Here is a 24,458-nt window from a genome sequence, read left to right as displayed (position 1 = left end):
ATAGTTTATTTTGTAATGCTTTAAATCATTAATAATTAAAAAAAAGTATTATGAAATTAAAATTAAAATTATCAGTTTTAATTGTGAGTCTTTTCTTTGGACTTACAAGTTGTAACAATGAAGAAACCGCAATAGAAAATACCATTGAAGCAAAATTTGAGACAAAAGAATCAAATAGTAATGCAAGAGTTGGCGATTGTGCAGCTGTTCCTGGCTGGGCATCACAAAATGGTGGAACTACTGGAGGTGGCAACGCTACAGAAACAGTAGTAAGTACTTATGCGCAATTAAAAGCTGCAATAGAAAACACTTCGGTAAAAGTCATTAAAGTAACTGGAACCATTACTATTCCTGCTAATTCAACGGGTCGAATTGCTTTTCAAGATCAAACTGGAAAAACAATTTATGGCGCCAGCGGTGCAAAATTAGTTTCGACGGATCAAACCAAAGCCAATTCTGGAATTTTAAATATAAAGAGATGTAAAAATATTATTCTTAGAAATCTAATTTTTGAAGGGCCAGGTGCATATGATACAGATGGTTGGGACAATGCAATAATTGATAATTGCCAAAATGTTTGGGTAGATCATTGTGAGTTTAGAGATGGAGTTGATGGAAATTTAGATATCAAAAATCAGTCAGACTATGTTACAGTCTCTTACACTAAATTTACATATCTAAAAGCTCCACGACCAGGTGGATCAGGAGGTTCACCAGATCACAGGTATTCAAATTTAATAGGGTCTAGTGATGGCGCAACAGCTGATAGAGGAAAACTTAGAGTAACTTTTGCAAGATGCTGGTGGGCTACTGGATGTAAAGAAAGAATGCCAAGAGTACGTTTTGGTAAAGTACATATTGTAAACAACTACTTTAACAGTTCTGCTAGTAATAAATGTGTAGCTGCAGGTCTTGAAGCTAGCATTAGAGTTGAAAATAATGTATTTGAAAATGTAAATCAACCTATTGACCTTATGACGGGCTATACTGCTGTTACAGTTATTGGAAACATATTTACAAACACAACAGGTAATACTGCTGGAAGCAATACGGCTTTTACACCAAGTTATACCATACCGTTACTATCTGCTAGCGCTGTAAAAGCTGATGTTACAACTGGAGCAGGTGCTACATTTACTGGAAATATTTGCGGATCTTTTTAATTAATTTCAAATTTTTGTAACAACACTTCTTGCAAAACAGGAAGTGTTGTTTTTTTTCACTAACTATAAAGCAGTAGAAACCTTAATTCAAAATTCTTTATTAAAGTTCATTAGCAAACACATGAAGCCTATTTTATACTAGCCATAAAATTTACTATTTTTGCATTCTAAAATTTATGTAATGTCAAATAAAAAATATAAAATAGCTGTTATTCAACTAAACCTGAATGATGTAGCTGAAAATAATTTAAAAAAATGCATTAGTTGGGTTCGCGATGCCGCAAAACTTGGAGCCGAAGTAATTTCTTTACCCGAATTATATAGCAGTCATTACTTTTGTCAAAGTGAAGACGTAGATAATTTTGCTTTAGCTGAACCGTTGTACAGCACTTCCTTTACTGCTTTTAGCGCTTTGGCAAAAGAATTAGGAATTGTAATTATTGTACCTTTCTTCGAAAAGAGAATGGCTGGCATCTATCATAATAGTGCCTATATCATTGATACTGATGGTTCAGAGGCAGGATTGTATCGAAAAATGCATATTCCAGATGACCCTGCATTTTACGAAAAATTCTATTTTACACCGGGTGATTTAGGATTTAAAAACAATCGTACCAAGAAAGGAAATATAGGAACATTAATCTGTTGGGATCAATGGTATCCAGAAGCAGCACGCATAACAGCTTTAAAAGGTTCCGAAGTATTGTTTTACCCAACAGCAATTGGTTGGCATCCACAAGAAAAAGAGCAATATGGTGAAAACCAATATGGCGCTTGGATGAATGTTATGAAAGGTCATGCCGTTGCAAATGGTGTTTATGTTGCAGCAGCAAACCGTATTGGTTTAGAAAAGTATTTACCCGAAACTCCTGGAATTGAATTTTGGGGTGCTTCATTTATCTGCGGGCCACAAGGAGAAATTTTGGCGCAAGCCTCACATGATAAAGAAGAAATTTTAATTGCTGAAGTTGATTTAGACTTACAAGAAAATGTGCGCCAAAACTGGCCATTTTTTAGAGACAGACGCATAGATGCCTTTGGAGATATTACAAAAAGAGCAATTGACTAACTGCTCTTTTTAAAACAAAAAATCCCTGCTGAATTCTTTATTCAAGCAGGGATTTTTTTATTTCGAGAGTACTTTTTAGTTCAAATCTGGCTGGAAAACTTTCACACTTCCGTCACCTTCACTACTTACCACAAGCAAACTTCTTTTTGTTGGACTTTTTGAAGCAGGAATATATAGTAGACCCTCAGGAGCATCACCCGTTTTTATAGTTTGCATTAGTTTTGGTGCAGCAGGATTTGAGATATCATAAATCATTACAGCATCGGCGCGTTCAAGACCTACAAAAAGTATTGTTTTAGTTCCCATTTTTGTAACTACTACAGATTCTGGCTCAGCCCCTTTATCATCACTTCTGCCGTCATCATAAAAACCTAATTCATGTGATTTTTTATCCAATTCATTTTTACTATCATAAACTAAATCACCAGTTGTACCATTCCAGATTGAAAACGACCTCGACCCAAACGATACTAGCTCATCAAAATCGCCATCGCCATCAGTATCTCCCATTTTAGTATTGATATTTAATCTTCCTAGACTAGACTCCGCTTTTAGTGCTGTAGCATCTGGAAACGCTACAGGATCAAGAATTACTGATGAACTACCTACTCTTTTTACATCAACAAAAGCGCTATATTCTCTAGCATCACCTTCATTTGCAGTTACAAAATAAGATATTTTATTTACTTCAAAACTACTTATTGCATCTGGTTGATACATTCCTTTTATTTTCCAAGGTTTCATAAATATCCCTCCATCTTTATCACTAACATCAATTGCATTGTCAGCAAGGTTATAGTCTTTTAGACCCAAAGGAAAAATATTCGTAATCGTTTTGCTACTCAAATCAATTTTAGCAACGCCATTGTTTTCTTGTAAAGTTACCCAAGCTGTTTTAGAATCAGCAGATATAGTAATGTATTCTGGTTCAACATCTGATGCGAAATTATTAGTTACGCTAGCAATTCTAAAACCTTTTGCCTTGAGCGTATTTAACTGGTTTGCAAAACCTGCAAAATTTAAAGTTGTAACTGCATAATTATTATTTACCGCAATTATAGATACTGAACCCTCCGGGTCAATCGAGTAAGTGTCATTTGGCTCGCCTTCATTGGCAGTCATGATAAAATTTCCATCAGGAGAAAATGTAATCATATCAGGTAATGCACCAACCGTAATTTCTTTAATAAGAGCGTATGTAGTGGTATCAAAAACCAAAACTTTACCAGCATCTTGCTTATTCGGTTTTGCCTCTAAGGCTACAGCTAATTTACCATTAAAGGTAGCAACGCTATTTGAGGCTCCATTATAAGGTGTCAAATCAATACTGGTTACAAATTTTGGACTCGTTGGATTTGACAAATCAATTACATCAATTCTATTCGTATTGCTATTGTTGACAGTAAATAATTTCTTAGATACTTCGTCATATGCACTAATTTCAGCAGCACCTGTTCCTCCTATTGTAAGACTTCCAATTTCTTTAAATGAAGCAGGATTTTCATTCACAATAGTTTCTTGATCGTTGCTTGAATTATCCTCTTTAGTACAACTAGACAAAATCAAAATTGCAGCTAGAAGTGAAATACTGTATTTTTTCATAAATTATTTTTTACCAAAAATAGAAATGAACAAATCAACTATAATTAACACAATATTATTTAATCATTACCTTAATACTATAAATGAAAACGCAGTTTTAAAAAATTGCAATGTTTGCTCGTTTTTTAAGTGAGTCTGAATCATTATATTTGCACCTTTGATAAACGTATATAATATGACTACAAATACTAGGCGTTTTCCAGCCGAATGGGAAAAACAACAAGGAATGCTACTGTGTTTCCCTCATAATGGGAAAGATTGGCCTGGAAAATATGAAGCAGTTCAATGGGCTTTTGTAGAATTTATTAAAAAAGTAGCAACTTTTGAAACTGTTTTTTTGGTTGTGGCTGATGAAAACCAAAAAACAAAAGTAAACACCATGCTGGAAACAGCTCATGTTGAACTAGCAAATGTTTCGTACATCATTCATAAAACCAATAGAAGTTGGATGCGTGATTCTGGACCAATCATTATAAAGAACGGAACCGAAAGAGAAGCTTTGAATTTTAATTTTAATGGCTGGGCCAAATACAAAAACATACAATTAGATAAATTTGTTCCTGCAAAAGTGGGCGAATTTCTAAATATTCCTGTAACTCAAGTCATGTACAAAGGAAAACCGGTGATTGTTGAAGGTGGTGCCATCGATGTAAACGGACGTGGAACCTTATTAACATCCGAGGAATGTTTAATGCACCCAGACATACAGGTTCGAAATGCAGGCTTTACAAAAGAAGATTACGAAGCCGTTTTCAAGGAATATCTTGGTGTAACCAATGTGATTTGGTTAGGCGACGGAATTGAAGGCGATGATACTCATGGACATATTGATGATTTGTGTCGATTTGTTAACGAAGATACTATTGTTACTATTGTAGAAAACGATCCGCTTGATAAAAATTATCAGCCGCTTCAAGACAATTTAAAACGTTTACAAAATGCAAAACTTGAAAATGGAAAATCTCCAATTATTGTAGCCTTGCCAATGCCGAAGAAATTAGAATTTGACGGTTTGCGATTACCTGCGAGCTATGCTAATTTTTTGATTTTAAACCAATGTGTTTTAGTACCTACTTTTAATGATAGTAACGACCGCAAAGTTTTAAACATACTAGCAGAATGTTTTCCCGATAGAGAAATTATCGGCATCAGCGCAACTGATTTTATTTGGGGTTTTGGAACCCTGCATTGTTTAAGCCAGCAAATACCTGAATAAAGAAATAAAAAAAGACTTGTAAAAATTACAAGTCTTTTTTTTATGACAAAAGCTTCCTTATGGGTAACCAAAAATTATTTATCTCTGGTAAAAGGAATTTTTTGACCACCTGGAACAGTCATATCAAAACCATTTAAACTTTCGTTGAATTCAAACTTAAGTCCTGCTTGTTTTGATTCAAAAGCATTTTTTCCAATGTTCTCCACAGAAAAAGAAGGATAATTTGTAATCAACGTAGTAAGAGCTCCATTTTTTTCAGAAAAAGTGATTTTTAAAGGAGCCATTTGAGTTGAAAAAATCCCCAAATAACCATCCAGAATTACATCTTTTTCAAGCAAACCTTTGTCAGCAGTCCATACATTATTGGCTGTATTAGAATCTGGAAATGCATGATCCGGATCCAATGTGATGCTTTCAATTTCTTCAGTAGAATTATGTTTAAACGACCAAGATTTATTTTTTTGCCACACTTCAACTGGTAACTTTATTCTTGTGATTTTTCCACTTTTAGTTTTCACGTCAAGAGATACAGGCATAACCATTTTTTCGAAGTTCTCAATAGTAATGATAACTCCTTTACTAGGATCATTTTTTACATATTTTATTGAATTTACACCTTGATCTAAGCGCCAATTGTATTGAAACCAACCTCTCCAGAACCAACTCAAATCTTCTCCAGCAACATTTTCAATTGTTCTAAAAAAATCATCTGGCTGTGGATGTTTAAAAGCCCAACGTTCAACATATGTTTTCAATGCTAAATCAAAACGCTCAGGTCCTAAAACTTGCTCTCTTAAAATCACTAAACCTGCACTAGGTTTAGAATACGCCAAAAGACCAATGTTACGCTCCTTCATGTTATCTGGTGAACTCATTATTGTTTCCAAAAAAGGACTTGTATACATTTCTGCTCTTTGCTGTAAATCCGCTTTTGGCTCTTTATATTCTCCATTATTAAAATCAACAGAACTTAATGAATTGATAAAAGTATTAAAACCTTCGTCCATCCATGCAAACAATCGTTCATTAGATCCTACAATCATAGGAAACCAAATGTGACCAAACTCATGATCTGTAACACCCCATAAATCAGCTCCTTTTGATTCCCAGCTACAAAAAACAATTCCAGGATACTCCATTCCACCTTCATTTCCAGCAACATTTACAGCTGCAGGATAAGGGTACTCAAACCATCTTTTAGAATAGTTCTCTATAGATGCTTTTGTATATTCTGTAGATCTACCCCAAGCTGCATCACCTGCACTCTCAACTGGATAAACGGACATAGCTAACGATTTTTTCCCACTTGGCAAATTGATTTTGGCAGCATCTAAAATAAAAGAGGCTGATGATGACCAAGAAAAATCACGCGAATTATTTATTTTAAAATTCCAAGTTTTTGTAGTACTTGATACTGATTTTGAAGTATTAGCAACTTCATCGGCAGTTCTAATAAATACCGTTTTATCACTTTGCTTCGCTTGTGCTAACCTACTTTGCTCCACTGCTGAATATACTGCTGTAGGATTTACCAATTCACCAGATGCAACCACAATATGATTTGAAGGTGCTGTAATACTTACATCAAAATCACCATACTCTAAATAGAATTCAGATGCACCTAAATAAGGATTCACGTTCCATCCACGGACATCATCATATACACACATACGAGGATACCATTGCGCCATGGTAAATATTTTTCCATTTTTAGTTTCAAGAACTCCCATTCTATCCGATCCTTCATAAGGAGCAATAAATGAAAAGTCTATTTTAATTTTTGTAGAACCTCCTTTAGCATTCAGCGCTTGAGGCAAAAAAACTTGCATTCTAGTATCTGAAATCAAATATTTTGCAGGTGTTTCTGTAGCTACACCTTTATTAGTACTAATTACAGATACTGATTTTATTTTGTGACCTCCGTCAAAAACTTGACCTTGCGCACCATTTCTACTACCTGATAATGGTACTATTGCACTTCCACGAGAATCAGCTTTAAAAAGATTTTGATCTAAATTCATCCAAACAAATCCTAATTTATCAGGACTATTGTTGGTGTACGTTATAATTCCAGATCCTGAAATTTCATTGTTTTTCTCGTCAAGTTTAGCTGTTAGTTTGTAACTAGCACTATTTTGCCAATATTCTGACCCTGGTTGACCACTTGCTGAACGTGTTGCGTTTCCATTTTTAGTGTAAAAATGAGGTCCAAAAGCATCGTGATAGTTGTACTTTGATACTGTATTAGCAGTGTTTTCAGGAGTTTGCTGTGCATTCAAATTTATTATTCCAATAAATAATAAGCTCGCATGTACAAAAAATCCAAGATTGATTTTCTTCATAGTTAATTGATTTTGTTTACAAATTAATGAAAAAAAAGAGAATTATGCGTATAAAAAGATTAAGAATTTTAGCACTTTGAGAAAAAAACATCTTGTGATTAAATATTGAATATATTTACGGTAAATTTAGAGTATCTCAGTAAAACAAAATTATTTTGACTACAATTTTAAAAAACAATAAACTAACTGCAGCAATACATCATCATGGTGCAGAACTCATTTCTCTTAAAAGCAGCAATACAAGGGAATACATGTGGAATGGTAATCCCGAATTCTGGGGCAAACATTCCCCTATTTTATTCCCAATAGTAGGAACTTTAAAAAACAATTCTTTTCATTATGAGAATAATGATTATAATTTAACCCGTCATGGTTTTGCAAGAGACATGGACTTTGAAGTTATTGAAGCAAATGATGAGAGAGCTATTTTTTCATTATCACGCACCAATGATACATTAAAAAATTATCCTTTTGATTTCCAATTGCAAATCATTTACACTCTTGAAGAAACAAATTTATCAATTTCCTATATGGTTAAAAACTTTGGAAACAGAGCTATGCCCTTTTCTATTGGGGCACATCCAGCATTTGCTTTACCTTTAAAGTTTGAAGAATATGAAATTGAATTTGATCAAGAGGAGCCTCTAGAATATCATTTGTTGAAAAATGATTTAGTTTCAAATGAGACAAAAAAAATGAAACTAACAAATAAAAAAATAAAATTAAAATATGATTTATTCGAACTTGATGCCTTAATTTTCAAAACAATACAATCTAAAAAACTCACTATTTTAGAAAACAAAAAGCCGCTTTTAAAAGTTGAATATGAGGATTTTCCAAGTTTAGGAATTTGGACAAAAAAATCAGCTCCATTTATTTGTATTGAACCTTGGTTTGGATATTCTGATGTACTAGAGAGCGCCGGAGATTTACTACTAAAAGAGGGGATTCAAATTTTAGAACCAAACGCAACCTTTCAATCCATATTTACTATCAAAATTCTTTAAAAAAATTCTATGTTGACCATCAATTTCACACCATTTCCAAATCTTGAAACCGAACGTTTACTTTTAAGAAGAGTAAACGCAGGAGATGTAAAAGAAATTTTAATGTTACGATCTAATCCAGAAACAATGCAGTATATCCCTCGTCCATTGTTAAATACAGACGAAGAAGCTTTAGAGCATATTGCTATGATTGATCAAAAAATTGAAGCTAATGAAGGTATAAACTGGGCTATAACTTTAAAGGACAACCCAAAACTTATCGGGATTATTGGTCATTATCGCATTAAACCAGAACATTATCGAGCCGAAATTGGATATATGCTACTTACTGATTATCAAAGAAATGGAATAATAACCGAGGCTATCAAGGCTACAGTGGATTATGGGTTTAACGACTTAAAACTACATTCAATAGAAGCGGTTATAGCTCCAGAAAATCTTGCATCAGCAAAAGTTTTAGAAAATAATAATTTTGTAAAGGAAGCTCATTTTAAAGATTATGAATTTTACGAGGGCCGATTTTTAGATTCAGCTATTTACTCCCTAATCAACAAATCATAATTTTCATAAACTTAAAATCAACAAATTTTACTATGATTTTTGAAAATTACTGTTACTTTTGTTGATGAAAAATTCCTCTTTAAAACATTATCCTACCGACCTTTTTTATGAAAAAATTAATTGTTCTTATAATTTTAATTTCTAGTGCTACCCTTTCTGCTCAAACTTATGTTAAAGTAAATGCTTTTACAACGATTTTAACGATACCAAATGTAGGTATTGAAACGAGCATAGGTAAGAAATCAACTTTTCATTTTGATGCTTTGGCCTCTTTTTGGAAATCAGTAAACGGTAAACCCAGAGAATTTTACACCTTTACTCCTGAATATAGATACCATTTCAAAGAAAAATACAATGGGTTTTATGCAGGCGCGCATATAGGAGCTACTATTTTTAATTTCCAAAAGTGGAACTATTTAAACACTAATTTATACGAAAAGGGGTTTGGTTATTTTGCTGGTGCAACTATAGGATATCAAGTAAAAGTAAATGAAAAATTTATGATTGACTGTTTCCTAGGTGGTGGTTGGCATCAAGGTTTTTACAAAGGATATGACTTAACCACAGGACAACGCTATGAAAACGTAAAAAATTACAACAAAAGTGGAGAATCACTTCCTTACAGAGGTGGTGTAATGATTTCTTACAAAATAAATTAAAATTTATATATACTTTTAACATATAAATCTTCAACTTGTTTACGAGCCCAATCTGTTTTTCTTAAAAAAGTCAAACTGGATTTAATGCTTGGATTACTTGAAAAACATTTAATTTTAATCAGTTCACTTAAGGTGTCAAATCCATAATGACTGACAAGTTTTTCTACAATTTGCTGAATTGTGATTCCGTGTAGCGGGTCGTTTGATTTTAATTTTTCCATTGTACAAATATATACATTCTAAAATTTATGATTTATTAACCCCCTAAAAAATCTAACCATGAAAAAAAACCTACTCATCCTTACCCTACTGTTTTTTAATATTTGTTTAGCGCAACAAAATGTTACTACCTATTATTTTATCAGACATGCCGAAAAAGTAGATGATTCCAAAAATCCTGATTTATCAGAAATTGGATTAAAAAGAGCCAATCAATGGAATGCTATTTTTGCAGATGTTCATTTTGACGAAATTTACAGCACCGATTTTAAAAGAACCACACAAACTGCAGCACCTACACCTACAGCTAAAAATATAAAAACTAAACTGTACGATCTTAAAGATTTAAATATTGAAAATTTCAAAAATGAAACTCTAAATAAAAAAGTATTGATTGTAGGACACAGCAATTCAATACCCAAGTTTGTAAACCAAGTTATCAAATACAATTTGTTTCCTGATATTGAAGATACGGTTTTTGGGAACTTGTATGTAATTACAATTACTGGTGATACCATAAGTTACCATTTATTGAAATTGCCATAAACATTGCTTGATATTTTAATTTTGCTACCTTTGCACCATGTTAAAAACAATTAATATTTACAATAAAAGAGCCAAATTCGATTATGAAATTATCGAAACATTTACGGCTGGAATCGTTTTGGCTGGTACTGAGATTAAATCAATTCGTTTAGGTAAAGCCAATATTACAGAAAGTTTTTGTGAATTCAGTAATCTTGAATTGTTTGCCATAAACACCTACATTGAGGAATACTCTTTTGGGAATCAATTCAACCACAAAGCCCGTAGCGAACGTAAATTACTCTTAAATAAAAAAGAACTTAAAAGTTTATCTAAAAGTGTTCAGGCTAAAGGCTTAACAATAGTTCCTCTTAAATTATTTACAAATGAAAAAGGAATGGCAAAACTTCAAATAGGACTTTGTAAAGGAAAGAAAACTTATGACAAACGAGAATCTTTAAAAGAACAGGATACAAAACGAGACTTAGAACGCATAAAAAAATCATTTTAAATTAAAATGATTTTTTTTGTTTTTGGTAAAGGCTATTTTGATGAAAAATCACAATAGCTAAGCAGATTAAAATATCTTATTTTCTATTCCAAACCATTAAAAACAAATCTTTTTGGGCTAAGCCAAAAAAAAAAAAAAAAATCATCTTCAACTCTTTTGTAATAAAGCGCTGAAGATGATTTTTTTTGTTTTAATTCTTGTCTTCTAATAAGGGAACAAATCTAAATTCTCCAAATTCGTGCTTTTCAAATTGAGTTTCATTAATTCGAATCAGCAAGGTCATAATTTGCACGTCTTCACCAAGTGGAATTACTAGCCTTCCTCCTATTTTTAATTGCGCCATCAACGGTTTAGGAATAATTGGCGCACCAGCCGTAACAATAATGCTGTCGAATGGAGCGTAATTAGGCAACCCTTTGTAGCCATCACCAAACGAAGTGTGTTTAGGACGAATATTGAGTTTAGGAAATAAATTTGTAGTTTTTTTAAACAATTCATTTTGGCGTTCTACACTATAAACTTTAGCGCCCATGGTACATAAAACTGCTGTTTGATATCCCGATCCTGTTCCAATTTCTAATATTTTATCTTCCTTTTTTACTTCTAATAATTGGGATTGAAAAGCAACGGTGTACGGTTGTGAAATAGTTTGCCCTGCTCCAATAGGAAAAGCCTTATCTTGATAAGCATAATCTTCAAAGCTTGAATCCAAAAATAAGTGACGTGGTATCTTTTTTATGGCATCCAAAACATTTTTATCGGTGATCCCTTTTTGCTCTAAAACGCTTACTAATTGATTCCGAAGTCCTTGATGTTTGGCTGTATCTTTCAAAATTTAAATTTTTATTTCTGTAAAAATAGAAAAGAAAAACTGAAATCAAATATTGGTTTTTAAATAATAATTTAGCGCACAATTTGTCTTAATTCAACAATAGATTAATCATTTAATTGCTATTTTTGTAAAAAATACACCCTTATGCTAAAAATTGGAGTATTAGGTGCTGGTCACCTAGGAAAAATACATTTGCGTTTATTACAACAATCTGACAAATATGAATTGGTGGGGTTTTATGACCCAAATCAAGAGAATGCTGAAAAGATATCAAAAGAGTTTGGATACAAACATTTTAGTACTATTGCAACTCTTATTCATGCTGTAGATGTAATTGATATTGTTACCCCAACACTTTCTCATTACAAATGTGCAAAAGTAGCTATCAAATCAGGTAAACATGTTTTTATTGAAAAACCTATTTCAAACACAATAGAGGAAGCAGAAGAAATTATCGCTTTGGCAAATGAATACAATGTCAAAGGTCAAGTAGGTCATGTTGAACGCTTCAATCCTGCATTCATAGCTACTAAAAACATGATTGAAAATCCCATGTTTATTGAAGCGCATCGTTTGGCTGAATTTAATCCTCGAGGAACTGATGTCCCAGTGGTCCTAGATTTGATGATTCATGATATTGACGCTATTTTAAGTGTAGTTAAATCAAAAGTGAAGAATATTAGTGCCAGCGGCGTTTCTGTGATAAGTGACACCCCTGATATTGCAAATGCCAGAATTGAATTTGAAAATGGTTGCGTAGCCAACTTGACAGCTAGCCGAATTTCGATGAAGAACATGCGCAAATCTCGTTTCTTTCAAAAGGACGCTTACATCTCAGTTGATTTCTTAGAGAAAAAATGTGAAGTGGTTAAAATGAAAGATGCTCCGGAAGTTCCTGGCGACTTTGATATGATTTTACAAAATGCTGAAGGTGTTAAAAAACAGATCTACTTCTCCAATCCCGAAGTTGAGCAAAACAACGCCATTCTGGATGAGTTAGAATCGTTTGCAGATTCAATCAACAACAATACAACTCCAATAGTGACATTAGATCAAGCAACTGAAGCATTACGAGTTGCCTATCAAATTATTGATTGTTTTAAGAAATAAATAAAATTACTTTAAAGTTTAAGGTTTTCAGTTACTCAAAATAACTTTAAACTTTAAACTTTTAAACTTTAAACTCAAAATATGAAAACAATAGCCGTAATCGGAGCAGGAACAATGGGTAATGGTATTGCACATACCTTTGCACAAAGTGGTTTTACCGTGAAATTAATTGATGTTTCTGAACAATCTTTAGATAAAGGAATGGCAACTATTGCTGCTAATTTAGATCGAATGATTGCTAAAGGTACTATCACCGAAGAAGACAAAACAAAAACAATAACTAACATTATTACTTACAATGATATCGAAGATGGTGTTGTAGGCGTTGATTTAGTTGTTGAAGCTGCCACCGAAAATGTGGCTCTAAAATTGAGCATTTTTGAAAAATTGAACAAACTTTGTTCTCACGATACCATCTTAGCCACAAATACATCGTCTATTTCTATCACTCAAATAGGTGCGGTTGTTGCACACCCAGAGCGTGTCATAGGCATGCATTTTATGAATCCGGTGCCTATTATGAAATTAGTAGAGATTATTCGTGGATACAACACTTCAGATGAAGTAACAAAAACCATCATGAGTCTTTCTGAAAAATTAGGAAAAACAGCTGTTGAAGTAAATGATTATCCGGGTTTTGTAGCCAATAGAATTTTAATGCCAATGATTAATGAAGCAATTGAAACCTTGTACAACAAAGTTGCTGGTGTTTATGAAATTGACACGGTTATGAAACTAGGAATGGGTCAACCCATGGGACCTTTACAACTTGCTGATTTTATAGGTTTAGATGTATGTTTAGCCATTTTAAACGTAATGTATGATGGGTTCAAAAATCCAAAATATGCTCCATGTCCATTATTAGTAAATATGGTTCGAGCAGGAAAACTGGGAATAAAATCAGGTGAAGGTTTCTACGATTATTCAGAAAGTAAAAAAGCAGAAAAGATTTCTAAACAATTTATTTAATGTCATAAAATTTAAAAGTCAAAAGTCTTAAAGTCCACTTCTTTTAACTTTTGACTTTTAAATTTTGACTTTTAACTTAATTATGGCCAAAATAGTTCCTTTTAAAGCAGTAAGACCTACCCGAGACAAAGTATGCCTTGTAACCTGTAGATCTTATGAAGAATATGTAAATGCTGAATTAGCAGCACAACTGGATTTTAATCCACTTTCGTTTTTACACATTTTAAAACCTGCTTATACCAATCAAGAAACTGTTTCATTTGAAAAAAGATACAAGCAAGTTCATCAAAAATACCAAGAGTTCAAAAACGAAATCATTCTTGTAAAAGATAAAAAACCAGCAATTTACATCCATAAGATTGTTACTAAAACACAATCGTTTATTGGGATCATCGCGGGTACAAGTGTTGCTGATTATTGCAATGAAATCATCAAAAAACACGAAGATATCATAGCATTTAGAGTTCGATTGCTCAAAGAATACATGCGATATTCAGAGTTTAATACAGAACCCGTTTTGATGACTTATCCTGACAACAAAACCATTGAAAACTGGATTTTTAATTGCACTCAAAAATTAGCCGATTTTGAATTTTCGACTACAAAAAAAGAAATTCATTATTTATGGAAGATAGAAGATCCACTTGAAATCAATTGGATTCAAAATATTTTTGAAAAAACAGAGAGTTTATATATCGCAGATGGACATCATCGTACCGAAGCTTTAAAATTATTATCTGAGGAAAATACCGATACTCAAAACACGTCTAAGAATCATATATTAAGCTACTTAATTTCTGAAAACAACGTAAAAATTTACGAATTTAATCGTCTTGTAAAAGATTTAAATGGTTTGACTAAGGAAGAGTTTATGATTGCGTTGCAAAAGAATTTCAGTATTGAAAATAAATTACAACAACCTTTTCAACCCTCTCAAAAACATCACTTTGGGATGTATCTTGATAATGAATTTTATAGTTTAGTACTTCGTAAAGAAAAGGAAGTATTCCATTCTGCTTTAGACAGTTTAGATACTCAAATTTTATACAAAGAAGTTTTATTACCCATTTTAGGTATTGAAGATTTACGAAATGACGAACGAATTGAATACCTTTCTGGAAAACAATCCGTATTAGAAGTAAAAAATAAAATAGATCAAGGCGAATTTGAAATCGGATTTATATTATTTCCTTCAAACATAGGGGAAATTAAAGCATTGGCCGATGCTAATTTAATCATGCCTCCAAAAAGTACGTACATAGAACCAAAATTCAGAAGTGGATTAGTAGTTTATGAACTTTAATTTATAAAAATCACGAATTCATCATGTCAATAGCTACAAATTTACTTGGAATTAAAACTTCTTTACCTGAACATGTAAACTTAGTTGCAGTTTCAAAGACCAAACCGGTTTCGGATTTGATGGAAGCTTATGAAGCTGGTCAACGCATTTTTGGAGAAAACAAAATCCAGGAAATGGCTGATAAATGGGAAGAAATGCCCAAAGATATCGAGTGGCACATGATAGGTCATGTTCAAACGAATAAAGTAAAGTTTATGGCACCATTTGTAAGTTTGATTCATGGCGTAGACAGCCTTAAACTATTACAAGAAATCAACAAACAAGCGTTAAAAAATAAACGAATTATAGATTGTTTATTGCAAATTTACATTGCCGAGGAAGAAACTAAATTTGGTCTTGATCAGGACGAACTTGCTTCCCTCCTAGCATCAAATGAGTTTGAAGAATTGAAAAACATTCAAATCGTTGGATTAATGGGAATGGCTACTTTCACTGATAATAAAGATCAAATCAAGAAAGAATTCACGCAATTGAAAACAATTTTTGACAAAACTAAAAATTTAGAAATTGAAAACTGCCCACTAAAGAGCCTCTCAATGGGAATGTCCGGCGACTATCAACTTGCAATTGAATGCGGCAGTACCATGGTTAGAATAGGAAGTAGTATCTTTGGGGGAAGAAATTAATTTCAATTTCAAAGTCGATAATGCTGTTAGAAACTGAATACTAAAAACTGAACACTGAATACTTATTTTGTACGCAATACTCGACATAGAAACCACTGGGGGGCAATTTAACGAAGAAGGAATCACTGAAATTGCCATTTATAAATTTGATGGACATGAAATAGTGGATCAATTCATCAGCTTGGTAAATCCTGAAATTCCCATTCAACCGTTTGTTGTAAAACTTACCGGTATCAATAATGCCATGCTCACATCAGCTCCCAAATTTTTTGAGGTAGCCAAACGCATCATTGAAATAACTGATGGGTGTGTGATTGTGGCTCATAATGCTTCTTTTGATTATAGAATCTTGAGAACAGAGTTTCGCAGATTGGGCTATGATTTTGAAGCCAAAACACTATGTACTGTAGCCCTATCACAAAAATTATTACCAGAACAACCCTCACATAGTTTAGGAAAATTAGTGCGAGCACTTGGCATTCCAATGGCCGACAGGCATCGTGCCAGCGGAGACGCATTGGCTACCGTAAAATTGTTTAAAATCCTTTTAGAAAAAGATTTAGAAAAAGAAATTGTTAAAGATTTTATCAAACTAGAAGTTCAAAAAGGAATTGCACCAAAACTATTAGACATTGTGTCAAGTTTACAAGCAAAAACTGGTGTATACTACATACATAACGAAAAAGGAAATCTCATTTACATTGGCAAAAGCCGAAACATAAAGAAAAGAATCAACCAGCATTTTACAGGCACTACCAACAAATGCAAAAAAATTCAAGCCGAAGTTTACACCGTAACTTATGAAGAAACGGGTAGTGAGTTAATTGCACTTTTAAAAGAAAGCGAAGAAATAAAAATCAACAAACCCATCTATAACAGAGCGCAACGCAAAAGTATTTTTCAACTTGCGCTCTATGCTGAGAAAGATGAAAAAGGCTATTTGAATTTAAAACTTCAAAAAGCCGATGGCCGTAAAAAAGAAATCACGTCTTTCACTTCTATCCAAGAAGGTAAAAATGCTTTGTTTAGAATCACATCTCATTACAATTTATGCCAAAAACTAACGGGCTTGTACGCTAGTAAAACAAACTGCTTTCAATACACCATAAAAGAATGTGATGGCGCTTGCATAGGCAATGTAACTCCAGAGGAATACAACGCTAGAGTTCAAGCTTTTATTGACAAAAACAGTTTTGAAAATCAAAACATGATTTTAATTGACAAAGGCCGAACCATAAGCGAACGCTCAGCGGTTTTGATAGAAAACGGAATTTACAAAGGGTATGCTTTTTATGATCTAAACTATCAAATAAACAATATAGAAATCCTAAGAAACATCATTATCCCAATGCAAAATAATCGGGATGTTAAGAATATTATTCAAGGCCATATCCGAAAAAATAAAACGTTAAAAATTATCCATTTGTAAGACAACAGTGAAACTCACAAAACATTATTAAAAAAATAAATAACATTTATAACATTTGATTTTAACAATAAGGAGCAATTCCAGCTGTACACTGCAACTCCTCGTGACTTCAGTTGTTTTTCTAAGGCATAAAAGGAGCTTCCTGCGGTCGCTCTTTTACACCAAGAAAAACGAACTTCAATCCCTGCGGGGTTTACGTTGCCATCTGGGCTAAAAAATATGAAATACTTAATCACTATCGTCGGTCCTACAGCTATCGGAAAAACTTCCTTGAGCATTGTCTTGGCAAGCCACTTTAATTGCGAAATTATCTCCTGTGATAGCCGGCAATTTTTTAAAGAAATGACCATTGGCACCGCCGTTCCAAGCCTAGCTGAATTAGCAGCAGCCAAACACCATTTTATTCAAAATAAATCTATTTTTGAAAATTATACCGTTGGCGATTTCGAAAAAGAAGCCCTTGCTAAACTTAACGAACTATTTCAAGATAATGATTACGCCATTTTAGTTGGCGGTTCTGGTTTATATGTTGATGCCATTCTAAAAGGCTTTGATGAATTTCCTGAAATTGATTCAACAGTTCGTACAGATATAACTACCAATTATGAAAAACTAGGAATTGGATATTTGCAACAAAAACTAGAAATTTTAGATCCTACGTATTACAAAACATTAACATCAGATAATCCACAAACCTTGCAAAACCCGCAGCGCATGATGCGTTTTGTAGAAGTATGCTTAGGAACGGGAAAACCGTATTCCTCTTTTTTAAACCAGAAAAAAAACAATCGAAACTTCACTCCTATTTTAATTGGTTTGGAAGCTGATCGGAAAATAATCTATAACCGAATCAATCAGCGTGTTGACATCATGATGAACGAAGGCTTACTAAACGAGGCCAAAAATTTATATCAAAACAAAGAATTAAACGCTTTACAAACTGTTGGATACAGAGAGTTATTTAGTTTTTTTGACAAAGAATTTTCATTAGAATTTGCCATCGAAGAAATAAAGAAAAATACAAGACGATTTTCTAAACGTCAATTAACCTGGTTTAAAAGAAATGAAAACACCAAATGGTTTGATTTTGAAACACCATATACAACTATTATCGATTACATTAAGCAATATAAATAATTCATTAAAATCATAATTCACACTTAAATACATGCCTATATCCCCTAAATTCACCTCTATTTTAAGCAAAGATTGGGAAATCAATTTTACACAATGTGCGCCCAACGGATATTTAAAATACACTGATTTATGTAATATTTTGCAATTAACTGCTGCGGCTCATTCTGAAGTAGGTGGTATCAGTTTTACTGACATGCAAGAGTTTGATCAAGCATGGGTGTTGAGCCGTATGCGTGTTGAAATTAGTAAATTACCTAAATGGGGGGATACCGTTACGGTAAAAACATGGATCAATTCTTTAGAAAACTCGCGATCAGTAAGAGCACTTGAAATGTATATTAACGGAGAAAAAATAGTAGGATCTGAAACTTTTTGGGCCGTTTTTAATACCGAAAAACGACGTCCAGAAGCCTTAGCTCTTCCATACGAACACTTTGAGTTATACCCTGATAAAAAACCAACAATAGAACGTTTTTCTAAAATAAATTTTACGAATGAGAAAGAAATAGTGTTTGAAAAAACCGTTTTTTTATCAGATTTAGATATAGTAAATCATGTTAACAATGTCAAATATCTAGAATGGTGTCTAGATGTTGTTGACGAAAAATTGTTATTAAAACAAAAAGTAGCCAGCATTGAAATGAACTTTCTAAAGGAATTATCATTAAAGGATACTGTTTTAATTCATGAAAGTATCCAACAAGATGAAACAGTGTTTAGTATCACAAAAGATGACAAAACATGCTTTGCTTTACAATTAAACTGGAAATAACATAAAAAAAGCCTCAAAAATTTTTGAGGCTTTTTGTATTTATGCAACTTTATTTTTTATAACTAATCTAAATCCTTCTCCATGGATGTTTAATATTTCTACATCCTCGTCTGGTTTTAAATATTTTCTCAATTTAGCAATGTACACGTCCATACTTCTTGAGGTAAAGTAATTATCATCTCTCCATATTTTTGTCAAGGCTAACTCTCTAGGCATTAAATCATTTTCATGCAGAATTAACATTTTCAATAACTCATTTTCTTTTGGTGACAACTTAATAGGCTCATCTTCAGCGAAAGTTAAAAAGCGCAACTTTGAATTCAAATGAAATTTACCAATGTTAAATTCAAATTGTACATGTTCAGCCTTAGTATCAGAAGCTTTTCTTTGAATAATTGCCTTAATTTTCATTAATAAAACTTCAGAGTCAAAAGGTTTGTTCAAATAATCATCTGCTCCAGCTTTGTAACCTTTTAAAACATCCTCTTTCATAGATTTTGCTGTTAAAAAGATAATAGGCACTTCATTGTTTTTCTCTCTAATTTCTTTGGCTAGTGTATATCCATCTTTGTATGGCATCATCACATCAAGGATGCACAAATCGTAGGTATCTTTTTTAAATTTTTCAAAACCTTCCATACCATTTTTCGCTAAAGTCACATCAAAGTCATTTAACATTAAATAGTCTTTAAGAACTGCTCCAAAATTAAGATCATCTTCAACTAATAGTATTTTTTTATTTGTATTTTCCATATTTTAATTTATTAATGGTAATTTTATTATGAAGGTACTTCCTTTTCCTTTTTCACTTTCTACGTAAACGTGACCGTTATGATCATCTACTATTCTCTTTACATACGCAAGGCCTAAACCATGACCTTTTACGTTGTGTATATCTCCCGTGTGCTCACGGTAAAATTTTTCAAAAATTCTTTTTTGAGCAATTTTGCTCATACCTAAACCTTTATCTTTTACTTTTATAATTACCATGTCCTTGATATTTTCAGTAAAAATTTCAATTTCTGGAGTGTTAGGTGAATATTTAACTGCATTTTCAAGTATGTTTACAATTACGTTTGTGAAATGAACATCATTGATTAATACTGTAGTTCTAACAGCTTTAAAATCACACTTAATTTTGCCTTGTCTATCTTCAATTATTAAATTGACATGATCAATAGCATCTTCTATTATTTCATGTATGTTGTTAGAGTCTTTTGAAATATCTAACTCTTTCTTTTCTAATTTTGATATTCTCAATACATTTTCAACTTGTGCATGCATGCGTTTGTTTTCGTCCTTGATCATTTGCAGGTATCTCAAGACCTTTTCTTTATCATCGATAATTTTAGGATTCCTAATGGCATCAAGAGCTAAATTTATGGTTGCAATCGGAGTCTTAAACTCATGCGTCATATTGTTTATAAAATCATTCTTGATTTCAGATATCTGACGTTGTCTTATTAATTGATTCAATGCACTCGAATAAGCAATAATTATAATAAGAGTAAACACTATTGAAAGTATTGTAATACTAACCAACTCTGATAATAAAAATTTCTTTTTATGAGGAAACGTCACTAACAATTGATACTTACTATTCCCTTCATTATCTGTAAATATTGGTATAGAATAGGTAGCTTCTTTATTGTACTTAAAATCTCCAGACTTCACATTAGTTGCTAGATTATTGTTGTACACACTGAACTCAAATTTAGTATCTACTCCAGATTCCATCAATTCTTTGCGAATCATTTTATTTAAGGTCTCCTTAGTAACGCGCTCTTGTATTGGTAATACCGATGCGAAATCTTTATAAAATATTTCAAAAGATGCATTATCAAGAACATTCAAATTTCCTGATTTCTCAATTTTTATATCCGGAATCAAACTTTGATTTCCACCAATTTTATCAATAGATTTGTCACTGTAAACTTCAGTAACTCTTTTAGCGCTAAAAGTTTTAAATTTTTCGCTATCAAATTTTTTATCAAAGAACGTAGGTGAAATATTATAATCTTCTGAAATTATACTATTCGAATAAATAATAGTTTTATTCGTTTTTGGATTTTTTTGAACGTAATAAAATTCTAATAAATCATCTTTTTTCGGAATTTTTCCAGTACTGTCTTTAATACGATTAATTTTATCATAAAAATTGTACGCTTCTTGCTTTTGAATTTTTTCTGAAACGTTACCTAGCACTTGGTTTACATGAAATTTGAATTGCTCATCGTTATTTTCAAACGATGTATTAAACCAATATACCTGCACCAAAATTATCCCTATAAGAGATAAACTCATCAATAAGACTAGTAATCTAAAAAAAAGTTTATTCATCAATACAAATTTAGTATTTTAACAATATATTAAACGATAGATTAACCAAACATTAACACCTAGGCTTCTTTTTGTTTAATCTTTAAAATTTTAAGAATTTTATCAACTTCCTGCTTTGATGATTCCAAACTAATATTTTCAATCACAAAATCACTTTTTTCTACACGCTGTGCATCAGTCCATTGTGCATTTATACGCTTCAAAACAAGATCTCTAGTTGTAACATCACGCTCAAGAACCCTATTAATCCTAGTTTCTAAAGGCGCTACTACCGATATTATTACATCACAATCTTTGTACTTATTACTTTCAAACAAAATAGCAGCTTCATAAATCACGTATTGGGCTTTATCATTTTGCTTTAACCATAACTCAAAATCTTGTTTGATAGCAGGGTGAACAATTTTGTTTAATAATTGTAACTTTTCTGGATCGCTAAATACAATCTTGGCAAGTTCAGCTCTATCAAGTATTCCATCGTTAAAGACTATATTACCAAAAACCTCTTTTATACTGTTCAAAACCAATGCTTCTTGCATTACTTTTTTTCCAGCATCATCTGCAATATAAATAGGAATACCTGCTGCCTTAAAAAAACCAGCAATTGTTGTTTTTCCGCTGCCTATACCTCCTGTTAACCCAATAATTTTTGTCATATTACACTTTGAAAAACATTTCAGGAAATGCTGTTTGAGGATCTTTTTTCAAAACAATAATCTGAATATACGATTTTAAAAAACCTGTTCCGTACCCATAAAACTGTTTCCAAACAGCTATCAAGGACAAATACCCAATTTTTATACTTTTATTTTGAATTGATGCTACAAAAAAGAGTATGGCAAAATATAAGAAATAGAGCTGCAAAAGGATATCAAAATTAAAGAACAAGACCGCTAAAAAAGCTACAAGTATTCCTAATATAAAAACCGTAGGAAAGAAAAAAGTAAGTTTATTGTGTTTAGGATACCAGCTGTTTAAAATAGGTCTTGCTTTTCCAAATTTATGTACTTGAACTGAAAATTTTTCCCAATCTATTCGTCTCTTATGATATACGTATGCTTTTGGAAAAAGTTTTGTTTCAAAACCTAAATTCCACAAACGAATGGATAAATCAGGATCTTCGCCAGGATGAATATTTCCAAAACCTTTTGAAACTATAAAGGCTTTTCTAGACAATCCCATATTAAAACTTCGGGGTTGAAATTTATCTATTTTTTCTGAGCCTCCTCTTATTCCTCCCGTGGTAAGAAATGAAGTCATGGCAAAATTAATTGCTTTTTGAATGTCTGTAAAACTATCTAATGCGCTATCTGGACCACCAAAACAGTCCACATAATTTTTTTGCAAAGCCAATTCAACTTCTGATAAATAATTCTCTGGAATTATACAATCTGAATCAAAAATGATAAAATAATCTCCTCTGGCTTTACTCATTCCATAATTTCTAGAATCACCAGGACCCGAGTTTTCTTTGTAATAATAAGCTATATCTAATCTATTACCATATTTACTAGCAACATCTTGACACCGAATTGTAGACCCATCTTCGATTAACACAATTTCAAAAATTTCTTTATATGTAGTACGTGATAAACTTTCTAAAAGTTCATCAACCTCGTCAGGCCTATTGTATACGGGAATAATTAAGGAAAACATCATTTTATTTACAGTGGTATTTGTGGTACTGAATGTGATTTAAAAATTTTAACAAAGATAATCTTTATCCATAAAAAAACCATCAACTATTAATTGATGGTTTTAAATATTATTTCATGAAAACGTATTATACTATACTTTCAATAGCTACAACTTCATTAGCATCTGCTGCGTAATCAACTCCAGCTACATCAAATCCAAATAAGTTATAAAAATCTTTTCTATATCCTTCTAAATCTGATATTTCCTGTAGATTTTCAGTAACTGCTTCGTTCCATAAAATAGCAACTTTCTCTTGAACATCAGATCTCATTTCAAGATCGTCAATTCTAATCCTTCCTTTTTCATCTACCGGTATTTCACCTCCAGTGTACAAACGCTCTTGGTACAAACGTTGAATTTGCTCTATACAGCCTTCATGAATTCCTTCTTCTTTCATGATTTTGTACAACAACGAGATATACAATGGAATAACCGGAATTGCAGAACTAGCTTGTGTCACCAATGCTTTATTAACCGATACAAATGCTTTTCCATCGATGCTTTTTAATGCATCTGTAATAGCAAATGCGGTTGCTTCAAGATGATCTTTTGCACGACCAATTGTTCCTTTTCTATATACAGCCTCTGTTAATGATGGACCAATATAAGAATAAGCAACAGTTGCAACTCCCGGTGCCAATAAATCTTCAGCTTTTAAAGCATCTATCCACATAGCCCAATCTTCACCACCCATAACTGCTACAGTATTTTCAATATCTTCACCACTGCAAGGAGCTATCGAAATTTCAGATACTTTACCTGAGTGAAAATCAACAGTTTTGTTTGTAAATACATCACCGATAGGCTTTAACACTGATCTGTGTAAAACACCTGTAACAGGATGCATACGCACTGGCGAAGCTAAACTGTAAATTATAAGATCAATTTGTCCTAAATCAGCTTTGATAAGATCAATAGTTTGTTGTTTTATTTCATTCGAAAAAGCATCACCGTTGATACTCTTAGCATACAAACCTGCTTTATGTGCTTCATTTTCAAAAGCTGCTGAATTATACCAACCCGGTGAGGCCGTTTTTCCTTCACTAGGCGCTTTCTCAAAGAAAACACCAATGGTTGCAGCTTCAGATCCAAAAGCACTTGTTATACGAGAAGCCAAACCAAATCCTGTTGATGCGCCTATTACTAAAACTCTTTTGGCTCCATTAATAGTTCCTTTAGCTTTAACATATTCTATTTGATTTTTTACATTTTGCTCGCATCCTACTGGGTGCGACGTCGTGCAAATAAATCCTCTCATTCTTGGTTCTATAATCATATTTTTGGGTATTACTTTTATAAATAAATGTT

General features: G+C 32.5%; 24 protein-coding genes. 15 read left to right on the top strand and 9 right to left on the bottom strand.

Annotated features, from left to right (window positions below):
* Positions 1-50 precede the first annotated feature (50 nt).
* Positions 51-1,163 (top strand): pectate lyase family protein, encoded by a 1,113-nt coding sequence (locus tag AC061E_RS12875; RefSeq protein ID WP_478286602.1) that lies wholly within the window; start codon positions 51-53, stop codon positions 1,161-1,163.
* A 181-nt stretch (positions 1,164-1,344) separates the two neighbouring features.
* Entirely contained in the window at positions 1,345-2,232 is an 888-nt protein-coding gene (locus AC061E_RS12870) for a carbon-nitrogen hydrolase (protein ID WP_478286601.1), read from the top strand.
* Positions 2,233-2,307: 75 nt separating this feature from the next.
* Here the strand turns inward: AC061E_RS12870 and AC061E_RS12865 are convergent, their stop codons facing one another.
* A complete protein-coding gene (locus AC061E_RS12865; RefSeq protein ID WP_478286600.1) occupies positions 2,308-3,834 on the bottom strand; it encodes a choice-of-anchor I family protein in 1,527 nt (508 codons plus the stop codon).
* A 175-nt stretch (positions 3,835-4,009) separates the two neighbouring features.
* Here AC061E_RS12865 and AC061E_RS12860 point away from each other — a divergent pair, with 175 nt between their 5' ends.
* Positions 4,010-5,050: an agmatine deiminase family protein gene (locus AC061E_RS12860; protein WP_478286599.1), complete on the top strand. Its 1,041-nt coding sequence runs from the start codon at positions 4,010-4,012 to the stop codon at positions 5,048-5,050.
* Between the two features lie 74 nt (positions 5,051-5,124).
* Here the strand turns inward: AC061E_RS12860 and AC061E_RS12855 are convergent, their stop codons facing one another.
* Positions 5,125-7,392: a M1 family metallopeptidase gene (locus AC061E_RS12855; RefSeq protein ID WP_478286598.1), complete on the bottom strand. Its 2,268-nt coding sequence runs from the start codon at positions 7,390-7,392 to the stop codon at positions 5,125-5,127.
* 155 nt (positions 7,393-7,547) lie between these two features.
* Here AC061E_RS12855 and AC061E_RS12850 point away from each other — a divergent pair, with 155 nt between their 5' ends.
* The 3 genes from AC061E_RS12850 to AC061E_RS12840 all read left to right on the top strand — a co-directional run bounded on the left by AC061E_RS12850 (position 7,548) and on the right by AC061E_RS12840 (position 9,619).
* Positions 7,548-8,399 carry an aldose 1-epimerase family protein gene (locus AC061E_RS12850; RefSeq protein ID WP_478286597.1) on the top strand — a complete coding sequence of 284 codons (852 nt, stop codon included), beginning with the start codon at positions 7,548-7,550 and terminating at the stop codon, positions 8,397-8,399.
* Positions 8,400-8,408: 9 nt separating this feature from the next.
* Positions 8,409-8,960 (top strand): GNAT family N-acetyltransferase, encoded by a 552-nt coding sequence (locus AC061E_RS12845; RefSeq protein ID WP_478286596.1) that lies wholly within the window; start codon positions 8,409-8,411, stop codon positions 8,958-8,960.
* Between the two features lie 107 nt (positions 8,961-9,067).
* Complete coding sequence (locus AC061E_RS12840; protein ID WP_478286595.1) at positions 9,068-9,619, top strand: DUF3575 domain-containing protein; 552 nt, start codon at positions 9,068-9,070, stop codon at positions 9,617-9,619.
* On the opposite strand, the gene AC061E_RS12835 is transcribed toward AC061E_RS12840, so the two are convergent.
* Entirely contained in the window at positions 9,616-9,840 is a 225-nt protein-coding gene (locus tag AC061E_RS12835; RefSeq protein WP_478286594.1) for a VF530 family protein, read from the bottom strand. The genes AC061E_RS12840 and AC061E_RS12835 overlap by 4 nt on opposite strands.
* Before the next feature lie 58 nt (positions 9,841-9,898).
* Between AC061E_RS12835 and AC061E_RS12830 the strand changes: the two genes are divergently transcribed.
* On the top strand, positions 9,899-10,384 hold the full coding sequence (locus AC061E_RS12830) for a histidine phosphatase family protein (protein ID WP_478286593.1): 486 nt from the start codon (positions 9,899-9,901) through the stop codon (positions 10,382-10,384).
* Between the two features lie 37 nt (positions 10,385-10,421).
* Positions 10,422-10,874: an SsrA-binding protein SmpB gene (gene smpB, locus AC061E_RS12825; protein ID WP_086454511.1), complete on the top strand. Its 453-nt coding sequence runs from the start codon at positions 10,422-10,424 to the stop codon at positions 10,872-10,874.
* A gap of 190 nt (positions 10,875-11,064) precedes the next feature.
* Here the strand turns inward: smpB and AC061E_RS12820 are convergent, their stop codons facing one another.
* Positions 11,065-11,706, bottom strand: coding sequence for a protein-L-isoaspartate(D-aspartate) O-methyltransferase (locus AC061E_RS12820; RefSeq protein ID WP_478286592.1), 642 nt, complete (start codon positions 11,704-11,706; stop codon positions 11,065-11,067).
* A 144-nt stretch (positions 11,707-11,850) separates the two neighbouring features.
* Here AC061E_RS12820 and AC061E_RS12815 point away from each other — a divergent pair, with 144 nt between their 5' ends.
* The 7 genes from AC061E_RS12815 to AC061E_RS12785 all read left to right on the top strand — a co-directional run bounded on the left by AC061E_RS12815 (position 11,851) and on the right by AC061E_RS12785 (position 19,112).
* Positions 11,851-12,816, top strand: coding sequence for a Gfo/Idh/MocA family protein (locus AC061E_RS12815; RefSeq protein ID WP_478286591.1), 966 nt, complete (start codon positions 11,851-11,853; stop codon positions 12,814-12,816).
* 81 nt (positions 12,817-12,897) lie between these two features.
* On the top strand, positions 12,898-13,785 hold the full coding sequence (locus tag AC061E_RS12810; RefSeq protein WP_478286590.1) for a 3-hydroxyacyl-CoA dehydrogenase family protein: 888 nt from the start codon (positions 12,898-12,900) through the stop codon (positions 13,783-13,785).
* Positions 13,786-13,867: 82 nt separating this feature from the next.
* Positions 13,868-15,088, top strand: coding sequence for a DUF1015 domain-containing protein (locus AC061E_RS12805; protein WP_478286589.1), 1,221 nt, complete (start codon positions 13,868-13,870; stop codon positions 15,086-15,088).
* Positions 15,089-15,111: 23 nt separating this feature from the next.
* A complete protein-coding gene (locus AC061E_RS12800) occupies positions 15,112-15,774 on the top strand; it encodes a YggS family pyridoxal phosphate-dependent enzyme (RefSeq protein WP_478286588.1) in 663 nt (220 codons plus the stop codon).
* Between the two features lie 67 nt (positions 15,775-15,841).
* Positions 15,842-17,203 (top strand): exonuclease domain-containing protein, encoded by a 1,362-nt coding sequence (locus tag AC061E_RS12795; protein ID WP_478286587.1) that lies wholly within the window; start codon positions 15,842-15,844, stop codon positions 17,201-17,203.
* Positions 17,204-17,422: 219 nt separating this feature from the next.
* Entirely contained in the window at positions 17,423-18,340 is a 918-nt protein-coding gene (gene miaA, locus AC061E_RS12790) for a tRNA (adenosine(37)-N6)-dimethylallyltransferase MiaA (RefSeq protein ID WP_478286586.1), read from the top strand.
* Positions 18,341-18,371: 31 nt separating this feature from the next.
* The gene (locus tag AC061E_RS12785) at positions 18,372-19,112 is read left to right on the top strand and encodes an acyl-[acyl-carrier-protein] thioesterase (RefSeq protein WP_478286585.1); all 741 of its coding nucleotides are present in this window, start codon (positions 18,372-18,374) and stop codon (positions 19,110-19,112) included.
* Between the two features lie 39 nt (positions 19,113-19,151).
* Here AC061E_RS12785 and AC061E_RS12780 read toward each other — a convergent pair whose 3' ends face one another.
* The 5 genes from AC061E_RS12780 to fabV all read right to left on the bottom strand — a co-directional run bounded on the left by AC061E_RS12780 (position 19,152) and on the right by fabV (position 24,426).
* On the bottom strand, positions 19,152-19,865 hold the full coding sequence (locus AC061E_RS12780) for a response regulator transcription factor (RefSeq protein WP_478286584.1): 714 nt from the start codon (positions 19,863-19,865) through the stop codon (positions 19,152-19,154).
* A gap of 3 nt (positions 19,866-19,868) precedes the next feature.
* Positions 19,869-21,452, bottom strand: coding sequence for a sensor histidine kinase (locus AC061E_RS12775; RefSeq protein ID WP_478286583.1), 1,584 nt, complete (start codon positions 21,450-21,452; stop codon positions 19,869-19,871).
* Positions 21,453-21,511: 59 nt separating this feature from the next.
* Entirely contained in the window at positions 21,512-22,108 is a 597-nt protein-coding gene (coaE, locus tag AC061E_RS12770) for a dephospho-CoA kinase (protein WP_478286582.1), read from the bottom strand.
* Between the two features lies 1 nt (position 22,109).
* Entirely contained in the window at positions 22,110-23,111 is a 1,002-nt protein-coding gene (locus AC061E_RS12765; RefSeq protein WP_478286581.1) for a glycosyltransferase family 2 protein, read from the bottom strand.
* Between the two features lie 124 nt (positions 23,112-23,235).
* Positions 23,236-24,426 carry an enoyl-ACP reductase FabV gene (gene fabV / locus AC061E_RS12760; protein WP_478286580.1) on the bottom strand — a complete coding sequence of 397 codons (1,191 nt, stop codon included), beginning with the start codon at positions 24,424-24,426 and terminating at the stop codon, positions 23,236-23,238.
* Positions 24,427-24,458: the final 32 nt, after the last annotated feature.

The sequence above is a fragment of the Flavobacterium sp. GNP011 genome, from assembly GCF_056428925.1.
Note: the sequence above shows the minus strand (reverse complement) of the source record. Positions and strands in the feature narration are given on the sequence as shown.